Raw genomic sequence first — 21,517 nt, forward strand, 5'->3', positions numbered from 1 at the left:
TCTATTGATTTTCATTTAGTAAATTTAATATATAATTTTCATCTTGATTATTTATAAAATCTCCGAAATCCAAATCCAAATTACTCTTCCAACTATCAAATAATGGTTGAAGAGTAATTTCTAAATCGTTAAGTTCCATTCTTTGTAAAAATGGTTTAGCAAGCCTTTGTAGATTTTTACTTCCCCCCAACCATAATTGGTATTTGTTTTGCCCACTTCCAACAAGTGCTAATTCGGCCATATAAGGCCTGGTACATCCATTCGGACATCCTGTCATTCTGAATAATATTGTTTTTTGTATTTTTAGATCTAATAGTAAATTTTCAATCCTTTTTAACACATCAGGTAATATTCTTTCAGCTTCAGTCATTGCAAGCCCACAAAGTGGTAAAGCAGGACAAGCTAAAGCATGTCTTTGTATTTCATTAATATTTTCTAAATTTTCGTATCCAATTTTTGATAGAGATTTTTGAATTTCACCTTTGTTTTTATTAGCGATATTACAAAGTAAAATATCTTGATTAGGTGTGAGTCTTAAATCTAAATTATATTTTTTAACAATACTTGTGATGGTATTCTTCTTCTCTCCAGATAATCTTCCTGATAACAATGGTAAACCTACGAAATGGGAGGTTTTATTTTGTTTATGCCAACCTAGGTAATCAATAAGAACCTTATCAGGTTCTTTTCTAATTTTTTTAATTTCTTTTTTGAAATACTTATCAGAAAGTATCTTTTTGAACCATTTAATACCTTTTCTATGAAGAAGATATTTCATTCTCGAATTTTTTCTTGATTTTCTATCACCATAATCTCTTTGAATAGCCACAATGCTTTGTATTAATTCATAAACATCAGGTTCTTCAACATATCCAAGTGGATCTGCAATTCTGGCAAAGGTCTCCTCATTATTATGTGTGCGACCCATACCACCTCCAACATAGAAGTTGCACCCTTCTAAGTTTCCATCTTTAGAAGTAAAGGCAACTATTCCTATGTCATTGGTAAGAAGATCAACAGAATTGTCCCCAGGAACTGTCACGGCACATTTGAATTTTCTCGGTAAATAAGTTGAACCATAAAGAGGCTCATCTTTTATCCCACTAAAAACATTATCTTTGAATTGAAGCTTCCTAATTGCTTCAATATCTTTGTCAGGCTTTATAGTGTACTCTAAATCTCCATCAGCCCAAAGCTCTAAAAAAGTGCCTTGGCCAGCCATTGGGGTGAGAAGATCTGCAACTTTTTTTGCCAATGCTCTTGCAATATTATAGTCTGGCGAATCAAATGGAGCCGCAGGAGCCATAACGTTTCTATTAATATCTCCACATGCAGCTAATGTGGAGCCCATTGAATTTACTATTGTTTGAATTACTTCCTTTAGGTTCTCCTTTCTGATTCCATGCATTTGAAAGGCTTGTCTTGTAGTGGCCCTAAGTGTTCCATTACCTAATTTGTCAGATAATTCATCTAATGCTAAAAATAATTTTCCAGAAACTTCACCGCCCGGATTTCTTAACCTAAGCATCATTTGCCAATCTTTACTTTTGCCAGGTCTTCTATTTTCCCTGTTATCTTGTTGATAACTACCATGAAACTTTAATAACTGAACTGCATCATTAGTAAAATGATCACTTTCATTGACTAATTCCGTAGCAAGTGGTTCCTTAAGAAATTGGCTACTTTTTTTAAAATTTTCAAATTTGGAGACTTCTAGTCCATTTGCTAAACAAACAGTCTCTTCCTTTGCAGAATCTCTTTTCTTTTTTACTTTCTCAACCTTGATCAAAGGACCAAAACATATCTCTTTTTATACATTAGCGAAAAGCTTATTTAACTGGTAGTAAATTATAGTAAGTGAAGTCATATTTTTTTCTTGTCTAAATATTTACTTGAGATAGGAACAGAAGAGTTGCCCGCAAAATTTGCTCATTCTGTTCTAGAGCAATTTAAATCTCTAATAGAATTTGAATTGGATAAAAAGTTAATTAAATTCGAACATATAGTTGCTACCTCCACACCAAGGAGGATAGTTCTACTTCTCGAAGGTTTAGTTGATTATGCAGAAGATAAAATAATAGAAAGAAAAGGGCCTAAAGCAAATTCAGCTTATTTAAATGGATGTCCTACTAATGCTGCTTTGGGATTTGCTAATAGCTTAGACATAGATGTAGGTGAGCTAGAAATAAAAAACACAGAAAAGGGTGATTTTGTATTTGGAAAGAAAATTGAGAAAGGATTATCAACAAAAATTTCTTTGTCTTTGATTATCCCACAATTAGTAAAGAGTCTTCAAGGCCCTCGATTTATGAAATGGGGTACTGGAAACATAAAATTTTCAAGACCTATTAGGTGGATTTCCTCTATTTATAATGATGAAATTCTTGATTTTGAATTTGATGAATGTGATCCAAAAATCAAAATAAGTAATAAAACAAAAAGTCATAGGCTAATAAATAAAGTTTTAGAAGTTCAGAATCCTGATGGTTTTTTTGAACTATTGAAACGAAATAGAGTAATAGCTATTCGAAAAGAAAGAAAAGAAAAAATTGAAAGTTTAATAAATCAGGCATCTAAATCTTTAAATCTGAAGCCTGACCTTTCAGAAGGATTACTAAATGAACTAACTGATTTAGTTGAATGGCCAGAGTTAATTATTGGCAAATTTAGTAATGAATTTCTTGATCTTCCAGTTGAAGTTCTCTCAACAGTCATGAAAATTCATCAGAGATACGTACCTCTTTTATTGAAAAACGATAGTTTTTCTAAACTAGATTTAAGCTCTGAAAAAAATATTAGTACAACTTTCTGCATTATTTCGAATGGTCTTGAAGAATCAAATAATAATATTGCCAAAGGTAATGAGAAAGTATTAAGGGCAAGGTTTTCAGATGCAAAGTTTTTCGTAGAAAGTGACAAAAAAGTTGCTTCAATCGAAAGAAATGAAAAGCTTAAATCTGTTTCATATTTGAAAGGACTTGGAAATATATTTCAGAGGGTAGAAAGGATAGAGGAAGTTACAAAAAAAATTCTTAAATTTTTAAATGATAAGTCTTTAGAAGTAAAAAAAATAATAGAAGCTGCTAAATACTGTAAAAATGACTTATGTAGCGAAATTGTTTTCGAATTACCTGAACTGCAAGGAATAATGGGTGGTAAATATCTTAAACATGAGGGATTTAGTGAGGATGTTTGCTTGGCGGTAGCTGAACATTATTTACCTTCTTTTTATAAAGATGCTTTGCCCTCCACAAAATATGGTGCAATAGTTTCTATAGCAGATAAGGTCGAAACTTTAATAAGTATATTTATTTCTGGTAAACGTCCCAGTGGATCATCTGATCCTTACGCTTTGAGAAGAAATTTGAATGGAGTGATTAAAATAATTTGGGATTATGAACTTGATTTACCTTTAGATAAATTATTTAACGAACTTGTTGATTTTTGGAAAATCGCATTTCCGAATTTAAACTTCTCAAGAGAAAAAGTATTTAATGATTTAAATGAATTTTTAGTTCAAAGAATTGTTAGTCATCTAGAAGAAATATCACTAAGTAAAGAATTAATAAAGGCCGTTTGCTCTTCTGATCAATTATCTCAAGAAAGAGTATTGAACATTGTTGATCTTAAAAAAAGGATTACAGCAATTATGAATTTTAATCAAAAGGATAATTTTATTGAAATCCAGAAGGTGATTACTAGGGTAAGCAAATTAGCTATTAATAGTGATCTTTCAAGAGATGTTCTCTCAACAAGAGATTATGTAAACACAAAACTTTTTGAAAAAGATTGTGAATTGAAAGTTTTTGAATTTATTGGCGAATTAGAAAAACTTTTTTCGGAAAGTTATTGCAATTATTTGGAACTTTTAAATTTGTTTGAGATTAATGTAAAGACTATCGAGGATTTATTTGATAATGAAAAGGGAGTACTAATAATGTCAGAGGATTTAAAACTAAGAAATAATAGACTAAATATGTTGAGCTTAATTAGAAATTATTCTCTAAAAATAGCCGACTTTACACTTTTGAACTCTTAACTTTAATGCCTCCCTTTATTGAATAATTTTCTAGCATTTTTTCTACTTCTTTATTTTCTCTAACAGCACTATCAACGGGTTTATATTTTAAAGGTGCTAGGGCTTTCCCTCTTAAAATAGAACCAAGTGTAAGCATTGTAATTTTAAGTTGCTGTAATGGTTTCATGGAGACAACTCTTTTGTATAAGTAACTATCAAAAGTAAGTCTTTGTACATCCATGTCATCACACATCTCAACAAAGGCTTCTCTAGCAGAATCATTTCTGTAGAAAATATTTTGAAGGATTTCTAGCACCTTATAAGTTGTGCCATATTTTTTATCCCATTTTTTAAGATAATTTTTTAAATCTTTTTCTGATGGAATTACTTGACCGTTTTTTGATGCTTCAACAATTTCTTCAGCACACATTCTTCCGCTTTTTGCAGCAAAATAAATACCCTCTCCAGAACTTTTTGTAACATAACCAGCTGCATCACCAACCAATGCCATTCTCCCAACAACTCTTCTTGGCCTTGGATGCTCAGGAATAGGGTGGGCTTCTACCTTTATTACTTCACCATTAACAAGTCTTTTCTTTGCCCTATTTCTTACACCTTCTTGAAGTCCTTTAATTAATGACTGATTCTTTTGCATGGTTCCAGTGCCCACAGCAACATGATCATATTTAGGAAATACCCACCCATAAAAATCAGGAGAAACATCAGTGCCGACATACATTTCAGCGAGATCTTCGTAGTAACTCATTTCTTCTTTAGGCAATTTAATTCTTTCCTGAAATGCTATGGCAACTTTGTAATCTCCTGCATCCATTGCTTTTGCCACTCTGCTATTTGCCCCATCAGCTCCGATCAAAAGGTCAACAGTAAGCTCCTTGAGTTCCCCTTTTTTATCTCCATTCGTAAAATCTGAGTAGGAAAGCTTATAGGGACCTTGATTATTATCACCTGTATCAATAGAAGTAACTAATCCATTTATTAATGTGGCACCAAGATCTGATGCTCTGTTGCGCATAAAGGCATCCATAACTTCTCTTCTACACATCCCAATAAACTCATTATCACTTTTCCCATAAACTCTATCTAAACTTATATCTACCTCTCTATTTGATGGAGATATCATTCTCATATGCCTTACTTTTCTATCAATAATTGACTCAGGCAAATCAAATTCTTCGACCATGCAAAGTGGAATTGCTCCTCCACATGGTTTTGCATTATCTAATTTTCTCTCGAAGAGCCAAGTTTTTATTCCAGCTTTAGCAAGTATTTCTGCCGCACATGAACCACTTGGACCTCCACCAATAACAGCTACCCTCAACATTTGAAAAAAAATAATACTGTATATAAAAACTACATCTTTTTTGCTTATAAAAGTGCATTTCTTAAAATAATAGTTAATATCGAAATATCTTTTCCAAATTCACTTCTAAAATATTGGAACCAAACAAAGATATTGATCAATTTGAAATACCACTTGCCAAAAGAACTTACCTAAATAACCCAAATTCAACATTATTAAAAAATTTATTAATATTTTCTCCATTTGTTTTCTTTCTCTTTTCTATTTTTTCATTGCGATTTATTAGAAATATAGAAATAGGATCTCTTGGTAATCTCAATTTTCATGCTCAGACAAGTCATGACCATAGAATTTTGGGGCATTTACCCTATGCCGAAATTTCTAAGGAGAAGCTAGTTCTAATTGAGCCTAATATTGAAGTTCACATTGATATGCGTGATTCTTTATTAAAGATGAGGGAGGAAGCACAAAAAGAAGGAATATACTTAGTTTTCTTGAGTGGTTATAGATCAATAAATTTGCAAAACGAAATCTTCTATTCTTTAAAATCTTTTAGAAATCAAGAAGCTGCAGAAAGAGCTAGAGTCTCAGCACCACCAGGATATTCTGAACATAGTACAGGATTTGCTATTGATTTTGGTGATGCTACTCAAAGAGAAACTGATTTTGAGACCGAATTTGAGAATACTGACGCCTTTAGATGGCTAATAAAAAATGCTGCTAAATTTCACTTTAAATTATCGTTTGCCAAAGATAATAAATATATTGATTATGAACCTTGGCATTGGAGATATGAGGGATCAATTGAAGCTTTAAAAGTTTTTGAAAGTTCAAATAGAAAATCATAATTTTTTTTTATTAATTAAATTATTTATTATGATTATGTTTTTCAAAGTCTTAAAGAGAAAATTCTCATAATAAGCATTCTTTGAGTTAGCCTTAATAAAGTCAATCTACTTATTTATATAAACTTTATAAATGTCATCTTCGATTAAAGAAATTAGAAATGTTGCTATTATTGCCCACGTAGATCATGGGAAGACTACTCTTGTGGATGCATTGTTATCTCAATCAGGAATATTTAGAGATAACGAAGTTATTCCTACATGCGTTATGGATTCGAATGATCTTGAAAGAGAAAGAGGAATAACAATACTCTCAAAAAATACTGCGGTAAACTACAAAGATACCCGTATTAATATTATAGATACACCAGGACATGCAGATTTTGGAGGAGAAGTTGAGAGGGTTTTGGGAATGGTGGATGGTTGTCTGCTTATAGTCGATGCAAATGAGGGGCCTATGCCACAAACAAGATTTGTTTTAAAAAAAGCGCTAGAAAAAGGACTTAGGCCTATAGTTTTTGTGAATAAAATTGATAGACCAAGAGTAGTTCCTGAAATAGCAATAGATAAGGTATTGGATTTGTTCTTAGAATTAGGCGCTGATGATGATCAATGTGATTTCCCTTATCTTTTTGGAAGCGGGCTATCTGGTTTTGCAAAAGAAGAGATGGAATCAAATAGTGACAATATGATGCCTCTTTTTGAGGCTATTCTCAGACATGTTCCACCTCCAGTAGGTGATACCAAAAAGCCTCTTCAGCTACAAATAACTACTCTAGACTATTCTGATTTCTTAGGCAGAATTGTAATTGGGAAAATTCATAATGGAACTATAAAAAACGGTCAACAAGCTAGTTTAATTAAAGAAAATGGTAAAACTATTAAAGGTAAGGTTAGTAAACTACTAGGATTCGAAGGATTACAAAGGATTGATATAAATGAAGCATTCGCAGGAGATATCGTTGCCGTTTCTGGTTTCGATGACGTCAATATCGGTGAAACCATAGCATGTCCCGATTCTCCCCATCCACTTCCATTAATCAAAGTTGATGAACCTACGTTAAATATGACTTTTGTTGTTAACGATTCTCCATTTGCGGGTAAAGAGGGGAAATTTGTTACTAGTAGACAATTAAAAAATAGATTGGAAAGGGAACTTTTGACAAATGTTGCTCTAAGGGTCGAAGAAACTGATTCTCCTGATAGGTTCTCAGTTTCAGGAAGAGGAGAATTACATTTAGGTATTTTGATTGAGACTATGAGAAGAGAAGGATTCGAGTTTCAAATCTCACAACCTCAAGTAATTTTTAGAGAGATTGATAATGTTGAATGTGAGCCTATTGAGACTTTGGTTTTAGATGTGCCTGAAGTATCCGTTGGCTCGTGTATAGAGAAACTTGGATCGAGAAAAGCCGAGATGAAAAACATGCAGACAAGTTCAGATGGGAGAACTCAATTAGAATTTCTTGTGCCATCGAGAGGACTTATTGGATTTCGCGGGGAATTTGTTCGGATAACAAGAGGCGAAGGTATCATGAGTCACTCTTTTTATGAATATAAACCTAAAACAGGAGATTTTGAAACCAGGAGAAATGGAGTTCTTATAGCTTTTGAGGAAGGTGTTGCCACATTTTATGCATTAAAGAATGCTGAAGATAGGGGAGTTTATTTTATTAAACCAGGAGTAAAAGTTTACAAAGGAATGATAATTGGAGAGAATAATAGACCTCAAGATCTTGAGTTGAATATATGTAAAACTAAGCAGTTGACTAATATGAGGTCTGCAGGGGCAGAGGAACTTGATACATTGCAGTCACCTGTTGATATTACGCTTGAAAGAGCACTAGAATATATCGGTCCAGATGAAATGCTTGAGGTAACACCAGATTCAATAAGAATGAGAAAAAAAAATAAAAAGAAAAAAAATTAATAATTAGTTTCATGAACGAAGAAAGTACAAAAAGTTTAAAAGATTCCCTTTATACTGCTTTAAATCTTTTTAATAATCATGAATGGTATGAGGCTCATGATGCTTTTGAAGAAATATGGAATTCCGTTGATGGTGACGAAAGACAAGTTATCCAGGGGATTTTACAAGTATCTGTTTCTCAGTTTCATTTAAGTAAAGGTAATTTAAATGGAGCTACTATTTTGCTTGGAGAGGGTTTAGGTAGAATAAAAACTAGAACTAAGATTAATTTAGGTATTGACCTTGAATCCTTCTGCCGATGTTTAGAAGATTTATTGAGGAAATTACAATATAAAGAGCTATTAAATGAGAACGATAAGCCTTTTCTGAAAACTCTTTGATAAATATGAATACATCTTTATCTTCAATTGAATTAATATTTTCAATTTTATTTTTTTTTCAAGGAAACGAGAAAACTTATCGATCTCAAAGGAAATGAATCTAAAAATTAATAATGTATCTCTTTCAATTAAAGGAAGGTTAATCGTAAATGATGTTTTCTTAACTGTAAATCCAGGGGAAGTTGTAGGTTTGATGGGACCCAACGGTGCTGGGAAAACTACTACTTTTAATCTTGCCGTAGGGAATATAAAACCTGATAAAGGTGAAATTTTTATGAATGGTAAAAATATAACCAATCTTCCTCTCCCAATTAGATCAAGACTTGGGTTGGGTTATTTAACCCAGGAAGCGAGTATATTTAGAGACCTTACTGTTAAGGATAATATAGATTTGGCATTGCAGAATTCATCTTTAAGTAGAGCGGCAATTAGAAATAGAAGAGAACAACTAATTAATGAATTTAATTTGAATAATTTTGTGGATAATTATGGTTATCAACTTTCAGGAGGAGAAAGGCGGAGGTGCGAAATAGCCAGAGCTCTCACTGTAGGTAGAAAAGGACCTAAATATTTGTTGTTAGACGAGCCGTTTGCTGGGATCGATCCTCTAGCCGTTAATGATTTAAAGAAACTAATTCTTAAATTAAGTAGTGATGGGGTAGGGATTCTTATTACAGACCATAATGTAAGGGAAACCCTTTTAATTACAAACAAATCATATGTATTAAGTGAAGGGAAAATTTTAGCTAACGGATCATCAAGTGAATTGGCTGATAATCCAATAGTCAAGAAGTATTATTTAGGAGATGATTTCAAACTTTGAAATCCTTTTGCTTAATAAATTAAAACTTTATTATTAAAGATTTACTCACATAGAGATGATTTAAATTATTATTTGGATGTCATAGAACTTAAAACCAGATAAATTTCTTGTATGATTCTAGATAATCTTTTTAAAAATTTAATATACGACCCAGTTTCCGTCTTGGGTCTTTTAGTCTTCTATTTTTTATTAGTTAACTTACCGATATCATTAGTTGCAGTTTTTAAAAAAAAGTCTTCTATTACTGTAAGAATCTTAACGATTTTAGTGAATTTATTCATATCATTACAACTACTTTTTAGATGGTCAATTTCTGGACACTTCCCTATTAGCAATTTATATGAATCTCTTTATTTCCTTACTTGGGGGATCACAATGGGACAACTATTGATTGAAAGGGAATATAAATCTCCAATAATTCCTTCGATTGCCATACCTATTGAGTTACTGACTGTGGCTTTTGCCTGCTTTGTTTTGCCTGACGATTTGAAAGTATCATCCAACTTGGTTCCAGCTTTAAGATCTAGTTGGTTAGTAATGCACGTTAGTGTCGTAATGCTTAGTTATGCGGCACTAATAATAGGTTCTTTACTTTCAGTTTCTGTTTTGTTCATTAATAAAAATAAGCCGCTTCAAATCAGAAGTAGTTCTACAGGTATTGGAGGGTTTAAAATTTCTAATAACTATCCTGTAAATGGTTTAGTTGAATCTATTGAGTTTTCTTATTCAGAAGAATTAGATACATTAAGTTATCGTTCTATATTAATTGGCTTTGTTCTTCTTACTCTTGGTTTAATTTCAGGGGCGGTCTGGGCTAATGAGGCTTGGGGTACATGGTGGAGTTGGGATCCAAAAGAAACATGGGCATTTATCTCATGGCTGTTTTATGCCGCTTATCTGCATATGAGAATAAGCAAGGGTTGGCAAGGACGCAGACCAGCATTATTAGCATCTACTGGCTTTTTAGTGGTTTTAGTATGTTATTTGGGAGTTAATTTCTTAGGAATAGGGTTACATAGTTATGGCTGGATCTTTGGATAATTTCTTAATCACCCATAATATTTATTAAGGTTCTGAAAGAACTATTCCCTTTTGCGCTTCTCGTGCAACTTTTCTCAAGTCATCACATCCTTCTTTTAATGTTGGGTAAGCAAACATTCCACTACCTGCAATAAAACAATTGGCACCAGCGTCGGCACATTGTGAGATAGTCCAATTTGCTTTTATCCCCCCATCAACTTCAATATCGACATTTAAGTTTTTTTCGATAATAAAATTTCTTATCTCTCTGATCTTATTAAGCATTGTTGGGATATAAGCTTGTCCTCCAAAGCCTGGATTAACTGTCATGACCAAAACATGATCGACCATATCCATAATGTTTTTAATCATCTCAAAAGGAGTATGAGGGTTTAATGCAACTGAAGGAGATCCTCCTAAATCTCTTATTCTTCCGAGAACTCTATGCAAATGAATATTTGCTTCGGCATGAGCTATTACTACTCCTGGTTCACCATTTGTCCCTTTTGTAGCATTTACATAAGCTTCAAGCATGGTTTCACAGTTGTACTGGCTGACCATTAATTGAGTTTCAAAAGGGACATTGCAATATTTCCTGCATGCAGCAATCATTTCAGGACCGAAAGTGAGATTTGGTACGAAATTTCCATCCATTACATCAAATTGAATTCTATCTACCCCAGCTTCCTCGAGTTCTTTCACACATGCCCCCATGTTTGCCCAATCTGCTGGTAAAACTGAAGGAATTATTTGAATTGGTCTATTAGCACCAGTTAAATTTGCTTGATTTGACTCAGTCATTTAATTTTTAAAATATTTAATAAAGATACTATATTTAGTTGTTTATTCCTAATTTCAAGTCACGGCCTGATAAAGTAACAGCTGTGAAGAGTTTAAAAAAGCTTACTAGCATAATAATTCTCATAAAAAATGCCATTTTTCATGAGATCATACTCAAAACCTTTTAGAAAATCCTCAAAATTTAATTGTGAATCAAACTTTAATTCAAGAAATTCTCGAAGTTGTCGAGCAAGCTGCTATTGCCTCAGCAAAACTAACAGGACTTGGTCAAAAAGATGAAGCTGATGCTGCAGCTGTCGAAGCGATGAGATTGCGCATGGGCAAAATTGAAATGAAAGGGAAAATTGTTATTGGAGAAGGTGAAAGAGATGAAGCACCTATGCTTTATATAGGTGAAGAGGTTGGGAGTGGAAGTGGCCCAGGTGTAGACTTTGCAGTAGATCCTTGTGAAGGGACTAATCTTTGTGCGAATAATCAAAGAGGCTCTATGGCGGTTTTAGCTGCCTCTGATACGGGTGGCCTTTTCAATGCTCCTGACTTTTACATGAACAAATTAGCAGCGCCTCCTGCGGCCAAAGGTAAAGTAGATATAAGAAATTCAGCTACTGAAAACTTGAAGATACTAAGTGATTGCTTGGGTCTTTCTATTGATGAGCTTACTGTTGTTGTAATGGATAGGACTAGGCATAAAGATTTAATTAAAGAGATTCGAGGATGTGGTGCAAAAGTACAACCGATTTCTGATGGTGATGTTCAAGCTGCGATTGCATGTGGTTTCGCAGGAACTGGAACACATTGCTTGATGGGTATAGGTGCAGCTCCTGAGGGTGTTATTTCAGCTGCTGCAATGAGAGCTCTTGGTGGACACTTTCAAGGACAACTAGTTTATGATCCAGCAATCGCTCAAACTTCTGAATGGGCTGATTACACAAAAGAAGGAAATATTAAACGTCTTAATGAAATGGGCATAACCGATATAGATAAAATCTATGAAGCTAATGAATTGGCATCGGGGGAAAATGTTGTTTTCGCTGGAAGTGGAATAACTGATGGATTACTATTTGACGGAGTTAAATTTGAAAGGGATTGTGTTAGAACAAGCAGTCTTGTTATTAGTACATTAGATAGTACTGCAAGGTTTACAAATACTGTACATATAAAAGATGGTGCTAAGAGTATCAGCCTTTAAAAATTCATTGTTGATATTATGCATATTGTTGTCGTCGGACTGAGTCATCGCACGGCACCTGTTGAAGTGCGTGAGAAGCTAAGTATTCCTGACCAATCCATAACAGAATCATTGAAAGCATTAAAAACTTTCTCTGATGTATTAGAGGTGTCAATCTTAAGTACTTGTAATAGGTTGGAAATATATGCACTAGTAAAGGATAAAAATACTGGAATTTCATCTATAAAAGAATTTATATCAGAATATTCTGGAATTATTTTTGAAGATTTAAATCCACATCTTTTTTGCTTTAGACAGGAAGAAGCAGTTTTGCATTTGATGAAAGTCTCGGCAGGACTAGATAGCCTCGTTTTAGGGGAAGGACAAATTCTTTCGCAGGTAAAAAAAATGATGAGATTAGGTCAAGAGAATCAATCTACTGGACCAATTCTTAATAGATTATTAACTCAATCAGTTAGTACAGGTAAAAAAGTAAGATCTGAAACAAATTTAGGAACTGGAGCAGTATCAATTAGTTCAGCAGCGGTAGAACTTGCTCAATTAAAAATTGGCCAAGAAAAGGGTTTTGATACTCTTGTAAGTTTGGAATCAGAGAACGTTCTTGTTGTTGGTGCCGGGCGAATGAGTAGGCTTTTAATAACTCATTTAAAATCAAAAGGATGTCATAAACTTATACTTTTAAATAGAAATATTGATAGAGCATTAAATCTTGCTCAAGACTTCCCTGATTTAGAGATTGTTTGTAGAGGATTAAACGAATTAGAAGAAAACATATCACTATCTTCCATTGTTTTTACAAGTACTGCTTCTGAAGAGCCAATTATTGATCTTGCAAAAATTGAAAAATTAAATTTGAGTAATAGACTTAAATTTATTGATATTGGTGTACCGAGAAATATATCTAATAATGTCAAACAACATGAATTTGTAAAATCATATGATGTTGATGACTTGCAAGAAGTCGTTTCACGAAATCAAGAATTTAGACAGAAAATAGCGAAGGAAGCGGAATCTTTAGTAGAAGAAGAAAGGATCATTTTTCTAGAATGGTGGGCAAGTTTAGAGGCGGTTCCAGTAATTAATAAACTTAGATCAGATTTGGAGTTGATTAGAAAAGAAGAATTGCAAAAAGCACTTAGTAGGATGGGACCAGATTTTTCGGCTCGAGAAAGAAAAGTTGTCGAAGCACTTACTAAAGGAATTATCAATAAAATACTTCACACTCCTGTTACCAAGTTAAGAAGTCCTCAATCAAGAGAAGAGAGACAAGTTTCTTTGAAAATCGTTGAAAAATTGTTTTCTTTGGTAGAAGAGGACAAAAATAACTAATTTTTCTCAATTTATATTAAGTTTTTCTAGTGATTTATCGAAATACCTTTGTAAACTGACCATTAGTATTTCTAAATATGCCCATAATCAGTTACTTTAAGTAGTTGTATATCTACCTCCATTAGATTTAATGAAGCGTGTGTTGGCCATAATCCTCGGCGGAGGAAAAGGTTCTAGACTTTACCCTTTAACAAAAATGAGGGCTAAACCTGCTGTGCCTTTGGCAGGTAAGTATCGTTTAATAGATATCCCAATTAGTAATTGTATAAATTCTGGTATAGAAAAAATGTACGTATTGACCCAGTTCAACAGTGCATCTCTAAATAGACATATAGGAAGGACTTATAATTTGAATGGCCCTTTCGGCCAAGGATTTGTGGAGGTTTTAGCCGCGCAACAGACTCCTGATAGTCCTAAATGGTTTGAAGGTACTGCTGATGCTGTAAGAAAATACCAATGGTTATTTCAAGAATGGGATGTTGATGAATATTTAATATTGTCAGGTGATCAACTGTATAGAATGGATTACAGTTTATTTGTTCAACATCATAGAGATAATGGCGCTGATTTAACTGTTGCAGCTTTGCCTGTTGATGAAGCTCAAGCAGAGGGTTTTGGCCTCATGAGAACAGACGATCTAGGAAATATAAAAGAATTCAGTGAAAAGCCCACTGGAGAGAAGTTGAAGGCAATGGCAGTTGATACTTCAAAATTTGGATTAAGTAAAGAGTCAGCTACTGAAAAACCCTATCTAGCCTCTATGGGTATTTACGTTTTTAGCAGAAATACTCTTTTCGATCTTTTAAATAAATTTCCTAGTTATACAGATTTTGGTAAGGATATAATTCCTGAAGCCCTCAATAGGGGGGACATACTTAAAAGTTATGTATTCGATGATTACTGGGAAGATATCGGTACCATTGGGGCATTCTTTGAGTCAAACCTTGCCTTGACTGAGCAACCAAAACCTCCATTTAGTTTTTATGATGAAAAATTCCCAATTTATACAAGACCAAGATTTCTTCCCCCTTCTAAACTAGTAGATGCTCAAATTACTGATTCAATAGTTTGTGAAGGTACAATCTTAAAGTCATGTAGTATTTTGCATTGTGTTTTAGGTGTAAGAAGCAGGATTGAAAGTGATTCGGTTCTTGAGGACACTCTTGTTATGGGTGCCGATTTCTTTGAATCGCCTGAAGAGAGGATTGAATTAAGAAAAGGAGGAGGAACACCTCTCGGAGTAGGGGAAGGAACCACTGTAAAAAGAGCAATTCTTGATAAGAATACAAGAATTGGTGATAATGTCGTGATCATTAATAAAGATCGAGTAGAAGAAGCAGATAAGCCAGAATTAGGTTTCTATATCAGAAATGGAATTGTCGTAGTAGTTAAAAATGCAACTATTGCAAACGGAACTGTTATTTAAATCTTTTCGATCATTTTTCGCTGACATAAGTATTTTTTTTTGAGCAATTTTGTTGAGTTGTAGGCACACTATATTTATTGAGTTTTTTAATTTTTTATGTCCAAGGCACATTTTGGTTTAATAGGTCTTGGTGTTATGGGCGAAAATTTAGTTCTTAACGCAGAGAGAAATGGATTTTCTAGTGTAGTTTTTAATAGGACTTATTCAAAAACTGAAGAATTTTTGCAAGGTCGTGGCCTTGGTAAGAATATAGAAGGAGCTGAAACCCTTCAAGAATTTGTTAATAAGCTAGAGAGACCTAGAAGAATCCTAATGATGGTAAAAGCTGGACCCGCAACAGATGCTGTTATAGATAATGTTTCTGGATATCTCGAGGAAGGAGATTTATTAATAGATGGAGGTAATTCTCAATATAAAGATACAGAAAGAAGGGTAAATAATCTTGAAAGTAAAAGTTTTGGATACATTGGAATGGGAGTCTCTGGGGGTGCCAAAGGAGCTCTAGAGGGTCCAAGCATGATGCCCGGTGGTACTAAGGCTTCATATGATGCAATAGAGAGCTTACTAACAAAAATGGCTGCCAAAGTTGAAGACGGACCATGTGTTGCATATGTTGGCCCAGGCGGCTCAGGTCATTTTGTAAAAACTGTTCATAATGGAATTGAATATGGAATTGAACAAATACTTGCAGAAGCTTACGACCTTATGAAGAGAGTCAAAGGTATGAATGGAGAGCAGATGTCAGAGGTATTTGGTATTTGGAATAATACTGATGAATTAGCTTCTTATCTTGTTGAGATAACAGAGATTTGTCTAAATACAAAAGATGATATAACTGGACATGATATCGTGGAAAAAATATTAGATAAAGCTGGCCAGAAAGGTACAGGTTTATGGACTGTTGTGAGTGCTCTAGAGCTGGGGGTATCAGTCCCAACTATTTATGCATCTTTAAATGCAAGAGTAATGAGTTCTTTAAAAGAGCAACGTAGTGAGATTGAAAAAACTATTCCATCTAAAGAGATAGAGGATTTTGATTTAGGAAATGTATCAGATGGAATGAAACCTTTATTTGATGCTGTAGTCCTTGCCACAATTGCTAGCTATGCCCAAGGTATGGATATTTTAAGAGAAGCATCTGCAGTATATAACTATGGTTTGAATATGCCGTCAATTGCACAAATATGGAAAGGTGGTTGCATAATTAGATCAAAATTATTAAGTAAAATTCAAGATGCTTATAACAAAGATCCTGATCTAAAAAATTTAATTTTTGATGATTGGTTTAATAATGAAATTGCGACTAGATTAGATAACTTAGCTAAGGTAGTTTCTCTATCCACAAAGGCAGGTATACCAGTCCCATGTTTATCCAGTACTTTAGATTATTTGAATAGTTATAGAACCAATAGACTTCCTCAGAATCTTGTGCAGGCAATGAGAGACTGTTTTGGCTCTCATACATATGAAAGAATTGATAAGGAAGGTAGTTTTCATACTGAATGGATGAAATGATTGAAAAGGTCAAAAATGGATACACCTTAAATATTTACAAAGACAAGTTAGAACTATCAACAGCGGTTTTTAAGTTTATTCAAAGCCATATTATTCATACTTTAAAAAAGAAAGATAGATTCAAATTTTGTGTAAGTGGAGGTTCAACTCCTAAATCTGTGTATCGTCTCTTATCTAATAATGATCTTCAATGGGATATGGTTGATGTCTTTTTAGGAGATGAAAGATGTGTTGATCCAAATTCAGAATTAAGTAACTCGTTAATGTTGAGAAATTCTTTGCTAACTAATTTTGGATCTAAAGCTTATTTTTATGAAATTTTCAATGATTTAAACGCTGATGATGAAACTACTAAAAATCAATTTATTTCTAAATTATTTGAAAAATGCGGAACAAACCCTCCAACTTTTGATTTAACATTATTAGGTCTTGGAGATGATGGTCATACAGCCTCACTATTCCCTTATCAGAAAAATAACAATATAGATGATTTTGTTATTTTTAATGAAGGTAAAGGTTTAAAAAGAATTTCATTAACTCCAAAGGTTCTTTCAGCTTCTTCAAAGATAGTATTTTTAGTTAGTGGAGCTTCTAAAAGAATTGCTCTTGAGAGGTTATTAGATGAAAAAGAGCCACCAGATAGAACACCATCAAAATTAATAAAATCTATTAATCAAATTTCAATATTTTGTGATCAGGAATCAGCAAAAGAATTAGAAATTTAGTTAAAGTCTATTAATAATTTAAATTATTTAATGAGTAAGAAAAAATTTTTATTCCAGAAAAAGGAGTTCGATGGTTGGAAAACATTAAATGATACTGTTATGGGCGGATCAAGTTCAGCTTTTTGTGAAACTTCAAATTCGGGTTTGATATTAAAGGGTAATATTGTCGAGAAAGCAGGAGGATTTGTTAGTTGTAGATCTTCTATATATAAACCTTCTTTAAATGTATCTGAGTATTCATCCTTTGAATTAAATATTGATGGACAAGGAAGGACTTTTAAATTTGCTGTCGCTTGTGAAGATGATCTACTAGGACTAACCGAATTTATTCCTGGTGGACTTAGATGGATTAAATCATTTCCAACAAAAAAATTCGGGACAACAAATGTTCAAATTCCTTTTAGTGAGTTAAAACCTTCAGTAAGAGCTAATAAAGTACGTTTTCCATTTAAATTCAAGCCATCTAAAATTAAAAGATTGCAACTACTACACTCTAAGTTCGGTGATGATGGATTACTTAATAATGAGTTTAAACAGGGTTCAATAAAAGTTTTAATTAAATCAATAAGTGTTATTTGAAAATCCACCTAAAAATATAGAGAGCTTAATCGCTAAGTCAGCAGATTTAACGAATAAACCTTTTGTTCATTCTGTAGTAAAAATAAATGGTGAATACGAATTCGAAGATGAAGATATTGATTTAACAGTTAATATCTTATGTAGAGATAAAGAAGGTAAAAGATTAGAAATTTATGATCTTGAATTAGAACTTTTTAAATCAAATAAAGAGTTGGTTTTAGTAATCTCTAAGCTTAACTTCCCTGATGAACCAATATTATGGTGTGGAGTTAAAACATTATGGATGGATAGCAATAATGGGAAAAAATGCAATTCACCAAAATACAGCGCTAGATTGGAAAATTTAGCAAATAGGATAAAAAGTTTTATTGATTAAGAAAAAAAATTTAAGCTGATTTATAAATCAGTAACAGCCCCTAAACTTGATGTGCTTACGATTCTCGAATATTTTGAAAGAATTCCTCTTTTGTATTTTTGAATAGGTTTTACCCAATCTTTTTTTCTTTTTTCTAATTCTTCGTCAGATAAATCAACTTCAATTAGTTGTTTTACAGCATCTACTGTAATTAAATCACCTTGTTTTATTAGAGCGATATTTCCTCCTACAGCAGCCTCTGGAGCTATGTGACCCACAACAAGACCATAGGTACCGCCGCTAAATCTGCCATCGGTAATTAAAGCTACCTTCTCTCCAAGCCCTTGACCAACAATTGCAGATGTTGGAGCTAACATCTCTCGCATACCTGGTCCTCCTACAGGACCTTCGTTTCTGATAACAACAACATCACCAGCTTTGATATCGTTATTTAATATCGATTTTAAACAATCCTCTTCACTTTCAAAAATCTTTGCGGGACCTGTTAATACAGGGTTTTTTACTCCGCTAATTTTGGCTACAGAACCTTCGCTCGCTAAGTTACCTTTTAATATCGCTAGATGTCCTTTTTTATAAAGAGGGTCATCTATGTCTCTTATGACATATTGATTTGTTGGAGGCTTATCTGGAATATTTTGTAAGTATTCTGAGATGGTTTTTCCTTCAATGTTTTTGCAATCGCCATGAATTAATCCTGCATTCAAAAGTATTTTCATTACTTGTGGAATCCCACCTGCCTTATGAAGATCCACCGTCACATATTTACCACTCGGTTTAAGGTCACAAATAACGGGTACTTTTTGTCTGATTCTCTCAAAATCATTAATGTTGATATCTATTCCTGCAGTATTCGCGATAGCTAAGATGTGCAATACCGCATTTGTTGATCCGCCAATTGCCATAATTACTGATATTGCATTTTCAAATGCTTTCTTAGTCATTAGGTCTAGAGGTCTTATATCTTTTTCTATTGCAGAGACTAATATCTCAGCACTTTTATCTGCACTTAGTTCTTTTTCAAGATCTTCAGCAGCCATAGTGGAACTGTGAGGAAGACTTAACCCTAATACTTCAATAACCGCAGACATTGTATTAGCTGTAAACATTCCTCCACAGCTACCAGCACCAGGAATACAATTTTTCTCAACTTGGATTAGCCTTTCTTCATTAATTTTGCCTGATGTTAATTGTCCAACAGCTTCAAATGCACTAACAACAGTAAGATCTTCTCCATGCAATTTCCCAGGCTTTATTGTTCCTCCATAAATGAAAATTGAGGGAATATTCATTCTTGCAATCGCAATCATGGCACCCGGCATATTTTTATCACATCCACCAATAGCAAGTACCCCATCCATACTCTGAGCATTGCATGCTGTTTCAATTGAATCAGCAATAACTTCCCTTGAAACTAGGGAATATTTCATACCCTCTGTTCCCATAGAAATCCCATCACTTACTGTTATGGTCCCAAACATCTGAGGCATCCCACCTGATCTTTTTATAGACTCTTCAGCTTTTAGAGCTAACTTATTTAAACCCATATTGCATGGTGTTATGGTGCTGTATCCGTTTGCAACTCCAATAATAGGTTTATTAAAATCTTCATCATTAAATCCAACAGCTCTTAACATCGATCTGTTAGGTGATCTTTGCACACCTTGGGTTATTGCAGATGATCTGAGTTTATTCATATTATTTGAGAACCTTTTTTATTCTATTGCCCCAACTCTTCAAGTTGCTTCCTCACATCAGCAATTGCAGAATTAAGTTGCTCAACTTTCTTCTCCAGATTCTCTCCTTCAACTTCATTTATATTTTCATTTGAATCAATCGCTTCTGAGCCGTCTTGAATTCTGGAGGAATACATCATTGCTTTTTGTTTTTTTTCCTCCTTTCTTTTGTCTGCTTCCGATATTAACCACCATGCTAGACCTGCTGCTCCAATAAAAGCACCACTTATTAATGATAAAAGATTATTTGAAGACGAATCTCTGTATTCAGACATTGGTAAAATATTTACTCCTATATTCTATATTAGTTCTTATCTTGAAATATAGTACTTAAACGCGATAAAGGATTCCCAATACCGGGAACCAATAATGGTGTTTTTTCGTCTTCCTCATCTATGCAAGAAGTGTAAATTACCTGATTCGGGAATAATTTCGCAATTTCATTTAACCCTTTATTTGAGCAAATAGCAGTTATTAAAAGAATCCTATTTGAATTAACACCTAATTCCTTTAATTTAATTAAGGTTTCTAATGTGGTTGATTTTGTCGTTATTTGTTCTGAATAAAATATAACTCCTTCATTTGATTCAATAGTTTTAGGAAGTTCTCCTAATAAAAGAGTTGCATTAGGAATTACTTCTTTGGATCCAAACCAAAGAGATAACCCTTCGGGCAACATTGCGAGCACTTTTATTGGATAATCAGTATTAATAAAGAATCCATCTGTGTCCCCATTATCAGTATTTACTATTTCTTTTTTATATGGCAGCCAATTACGTAATGCTTCATATGTAAGCCATTTCCCTAATTGCTCATATCCTGTTGAGTACAAAATATCTGGAGTATTTTTTTCTCGCAATATTGAAAGCCAATGTTTTATTAATGGATGAGGAGGAACAATAACCTTTAGTGACATTGCCATATATTTTCCTTTAAGATACTCTTACAAACTTTAAATACTTAAGTTCTAAAATACAGTCTTATTATGATTAAATCAATTGTTTTCCCCTCACTAAAGAATGCATTAATTACTTTGTTGTTCGTTGGGATTTTATTTTTTAATTCTGTAAATTCTGCATGGGCTAAACGACCTCCTGAGATTAGAAACCAGCAAGACCTTAATTTAGAGCCAGATATGCATGGTCAAGATTTAAGCGGTAACGAATACGTTAAGTTTGATTTGAATGGGTTTAATTTCAGTGAAAGTAATTTAGAAGGCGCGGTGTTCAATAATAGTAAATTGCAAAATACAAAGTTTAATGGAGCCAATTTAAGAGATGCACTAGCTTATGCAACAGATTTTACAGATGCAGATCTTTCGGATGTTAATTTTACAAATGCTTTATTAATGGAGAGTAATTTTGAAGGAGCAAAAATAGATGGTGCAGATTTTACAGATGCAGTTCTTAGTCGTACACAACAAAAACAATTATGTGCGATTGCGAATGGAACAAATAGTTCTACAGGAGAGAGTACAGAATATAGCTTAGGTTGTTAATCATAAAAA

Annotated in this window: 20 protein-coding genes; 14 read left to right on the plus strand and 6 right to left on the minus strand. The window is 33.4% G+C overall.

Translation table 11 applies throughout. From position 1 onward, the window contains the following. Nucleotide 1 precedes the first annotated feature (1 nt). Nucleotides 2–1,789, minus strand: a complete 1,788-nt coding sequence (locus EW14_RS04025) for an NADPH-dependent assimilatory sulfite reductase hemoprotein subunit (RefSeq protein WP_042850225.1) — start codon at nt 1,787–1,789, stop codon at nt 2–4. Between the two features lie 87 nt (nt 1,790–1,876). On the opposite strand from EW14_RS04025, the gene glyS reads away from it, so the two are divergent. Continuing rightward, nucleotides 1,877–4,039: a glycine--tRNA ligase subunit beta gene (gene glyS, locus EW14_RS04030; RefSeq protein WP_042850226.1), complete on the plus strand. Its 2,163-nt coding sequence runs from the start codon at nt 1,877–1,879 to the stop codon at nt 4,037–4,039. On the opposite strand, the gene chlP is transcribed toward glyS, so the two are convergent. After that, entirely contained in the window at nt 4,020–5,360 is a 1,341-nt protein-coding gene (chlP, locus tag EW14_RS04035; RefSeq protein WP_025972038.1) for a geranylgeranyl reductase, read from the minus strand. The genes glyS and chlP overlap by 20 nt on opposite strands. A 113-nt stretch (nt 5,361–5,473) precedes the next feature. On the opposite strand from chlP, the gene EW14_RS04040 reads away from it, so the two are divergent. From EW14_RS04040 to ccsB, 5 genes are all read left to right on the plus strand, one after another. Beyond that, nucleotides 5,474–6,187, plus strand: coding sequence for a D-alanyl-D-alanine carboxypeptidase family protein (locus EW14_RS04040; protein WP_042850228.1), 714 nt, complete (start codon nt 5,474–5,476; stop codon nt 6,185–6,187). Between the two features lie 130 nt (nt 6,188–6,317). Then, nucleotides 6,318–8,114 (plus strand): translational GTPase TypA, encoded by a 1,797-nt coding sequence (typA, locus tag EW14_RS04045; RefSeq protein ID WP_042850229.1) that lies wholly within the window; start codon nt 6,318–6,320, stop codon nt 8,112–8,114. An 11-nt stretch (nt 8,115–8,125) separates the two neighbouring features. Then, entirely contained in the window at nt 8,126–8,494 is a 369-nt protein-coding gene (locus EW14_RS04050; protein ID WP_042850230.1) for a DUF309 domain-containing protein, read from the plus strand. 94 nt (nt 8,495–8,588) lie between these two features. After that, nucleotides 8,589–9,317 (plus strand): LPS export ABC transporter ATP-binding protein, encoded by a 729-nt coding sequence (gene lptB / locus EW14_RS04055; RefSeq protein WP_042850231.1) that lies wholly within the window; start codon nt 8,589–8,591, stop codon nt 9,315–9,317. Between the two features lie 111 nt (nt 9,318–9,428). Beyond that, nucleotides 9,429–10,358 (plus strand): c-type cytochrome biogenesis protein CcsB, encoded by a 930-nt coding sequence (ccsB, locus tag EW14_RS04060; RefSeq protein WP_042850232.1) that lies wholly within the window; start codon nt 9,429–9,431, stop codon nt 10,356–10,358. A 24-nt stretch (nt 10,359–10,382) separates the two neighbouring features. Here ccsB and rpe read toward each other — a convergent pair whose 3' ends face one another. Beyond that, the gene (rpe, locus tag EW14_RS04065; RefSeq protein ID WP_042850233.1) at nt 10,383–11,138 is read right to left on the minus strand and encodes a ribulose-phosphate 3-epimerase; all 756 of its coding nucleotides are present in this window, start codon (nt 11,136–11,138) and stop codon (nt 10,383–10,385) included. Between the two features lie 187 nt (nt 11,139–11,325). Between rpe and glpX the strand changes: the two genes are divergently transcribed. From glpX to EW14_RS04100, 7 genes are all read left to right on the plus strand, one after another. Beyond that, complete coding sequence (gene glpX, locus EW14_RS04070) at nt 11,326–12,327, plus strand: class II fructose-bisphosphatase (protein WP_025890675.1); 1,002 nt, start codon at nt 11,326–11,328, stop codon at nt 12,325–12,327. An 18-nt stretch (nt 12,328–12,345) separates the two neighbouring features. Continuing rightward, on the plus strand, nt 12,346–13,656 hold the full coding sequence (locus EW14_RS04075; protein WP_042850234.1) for a glutamyl-tRNA reductase: 1,311 nt from the start codon (nt 12,346–12,348) through the stop codon (nt 13,654–13,656). A 130-nt stretch (nt 13,657–13,786) separates the two neighbouring features. After that, nucleotides 13,787–15,082, plus strand: a complete 1,296-nt coding sequence (locus EW14_RS04080) for a glucose-1-phosphate adenylyltransferase (RefSeq protein WP_042850235.1) — start codon at nt 13,787–13,789, stop codon at nt 15,080–15,082. A 96-nt stretch (nt 15,083–15,178) separates the two neighbouring features. Then, entirely contained in the window at nt 15,179–16,597 is a 1,419-nt protein-coding gene (gene gndA, locus EW14_RS04085) for an NADP-dependent phosphogluconate dehydrogenase (RefSeq protein WP_042850236.1), read from the plus strand. Further along, the gene (pgl, locus tag EW14_RS04090; protein WP_042850237.1) at nt 16,585–17,322 is read left to right on the plus strand and encodes a 6-phosphogluconolactonase; all 738 of its coding nucleotides are present in this window, start codon (nt 16,585–16,587) and stop codon (nt 17,320–17,322) included. Before gndA ends, pgl begins: the two co-directional genes overlap by 13 nt. Before the next feature lie 30 nt (nt 17,323–17,352). Beyond that, nucleotides 17,353–17,901 carry a CIA30 family protein gene (locus EW14_RS04095; protein WP_011818277.1) on the plus strand — a complete coding sequence of 183 codons (549 nt, stop codon included), beginning with the start codon at nt 17,353–17,355 and terminating at the stop codon, nt 17,899–17,901. Then, nucleotides 17,891–18,277, plus strand: coding sequence for a hypothetical protein (locus tag EW14_RS04100; protein ID WP_011818278.1), 387 nt, complete (start codon nt 17,891–17,893; stop codon nt 18,275–18,277). Before EW14_RS04095 ends, EW14_RS04100 begins: the two co-directional genes overlap by 11 nt. Before the next feature lie 20 nt (nt 18,278–18,297). On the opposite strand, the gene ilvD is transcribed toward EW14_RS04100, so the two are convergent. The 3 genes from ilvD to EW14_RS04115 are packed head-to-tail and all read right to left on the minus strand — an operon-like array spanning nt 18,298 to nt 20,932. Further along, nucleotides 18,298–19,971, minus strand: a complete 1,674-nt coding sequence (gene ilvD / locus EW14_RS04105) for a dihydroxy-acid dehydratase (RefSeq protein WP_042850238.1) — start codon at nt 19,969–19,971, stop codon at nt 18,298–18,300. A gap of 23 nt (nt 19,972–19,994) precedes the next feature. After that, nucleotides 19,995–20,285, minus strand: a complete 291-nt coding sequence (locus EW14_RS04110) for a hypothetical protein (protein ID WP_011376338.1) — start codon at nt 20,283–20,285, stop codon at nt 19,995–19,997. A 29-nt stretch (nt 20,286–20,314) separates the two neighbouring features. Next, a complete protein-coding gene (locus EW14_RS04115) occupies nt 20,315–20,932 on the minus strand; it encodes a uracil phosphoribosyltransferase (RefSeq protein ID WP_042850240.1) in 618 nt (205 codons plus the stop codon). Between the two features lie 63 nt (nt 20,933–20,995). On the opposite strand from EW14_RS04115, the gene EW14_RS04120 reads away from it, so the two are divergent. Then, a complete protein-coding gene (locus EW14_RS04120; protein ID WP_042850241.1) occupies nt 20,996–21,508 on the plus strand; it encodes a pentapeptide repeat-containing protein in 513 nt (170 codons plus the stop codon). Nucleotides 21,509–21,517: the final 9 nt, after the last annotated feature.

It is taken from the genome of Prochlorococcus sp. MIT 0604 (assembly GCF_000757845.1).
In the GTDB taxonomy this organism is placed as follows: Bacteria; Cyanobacteriota; Cyanobacteriia; order PCC-6307; family Cyanobiaceae; genus Prochlorococcus_A.

Excerpts from the sequence above, each read along its gene's own strand:
- ccsB (WP_042850232.1), top strand. The coding sequence starts at position 9,429 with ATGATTCTAGATAATCTTTTTAAAAATTTAATATACGACCCAGTTTCC.
- EW14_RS04115 (WP_042850240.1), bottom strand. The coding sequence starts at position 20,932 with ATGGCAATGTCACTAAAGGTTATTGTTCCTCCTCATCCATTAATAAAA.
- EW14_RS04095 (WP_011818277.1), top strand. The coding sequence starts at position 17,353 with ATGAGTAAGAAAAAATTTTTATTCCAGAAAAAGGAGTTCGATGGTTGG.
- typA (WP_042850229.1), top strand. The coding sequence starts at position 6,318 with ATGTCATCTTCGATTAAAGAAATTAGAAATGTTGCTATTATTGCCCAC.
- gndA (WP_042850236.1), top strand. The coding sequence starts at position 15,179 with ATGTCCAAGGCACATTTTGGTTTAATAGGTCTTGGTGTTATGGGCGAA.
- pgl (WP_042850237.1), top strand. The coding sequence starts at position 16,585 with ATGGATGAAATGATTGAAAAGGTCAAAAATGGATACACCTTAAATATT.
- EW14_RS04120 (WP_042850241.1), top strand. The coding sequence starts at position 20,996 with ATGATTAAATCAATTGTTTTCCCCTCACTAAAGAATGCATTAATTACT.
- EW14_RS04080 (WP_042850235.1), top strand. The coding sequence starts at position 13,787 with ATGAAGCGTGTGTTGGCCATAATCCTCGGCGGAGGAAAAGGTTCTAGA.
- chlP (WP_025972038.1), bottom strand. The coding sequence starts at position 5,360 with ATGTTGAGGGTAGCTGTTATTGGTGGAGGTCCAAGTGGTTCATGTGCG.
- EW14_RS04050 (WP_042850230.1), top strand. The coding sequence starts at position 8,126 with ATGAACGAAGAAAGTACAAAAAGTTTAAAAGATTCCCTTTATACTGCT.
- EW14_RS04075 (WP_042850234.1), top strand. The coding sequence starts at position 12,346 with ATGCATATTGTTGTCGTCGGACTGAGTCATCGCACGGCACCTGTTGAA.
- ilvD (WP_042850238.1), bottom strand. The coding sequence starts at position 19,971 with ATGAATAAACTCAGATCATCTGCAATAACCCAAGGTGTGCAAAGATCA.
- lptB (WP_042850231.1), top strand. The coding sequence starts at position 8,589 with ATGAATCTAAAAATTAATAATGTATCTCTTTCAATTAAAGGAAGGTTA.
- rpe (WP_042850233.1), bottom strand. The coding sequence starts at position 11,138 with ATGACTGAGTCAAATCAAGCAAATTTAACTGGTGCTAATAGACCAATT.
- EW14_RS04110 (WP_011376338.1), bottom strand. The coding sequence starts at position 20,285 with ATGTCTGAATACAGAGATTCGTCTTCAAATAATCTTTTATCATTAATA.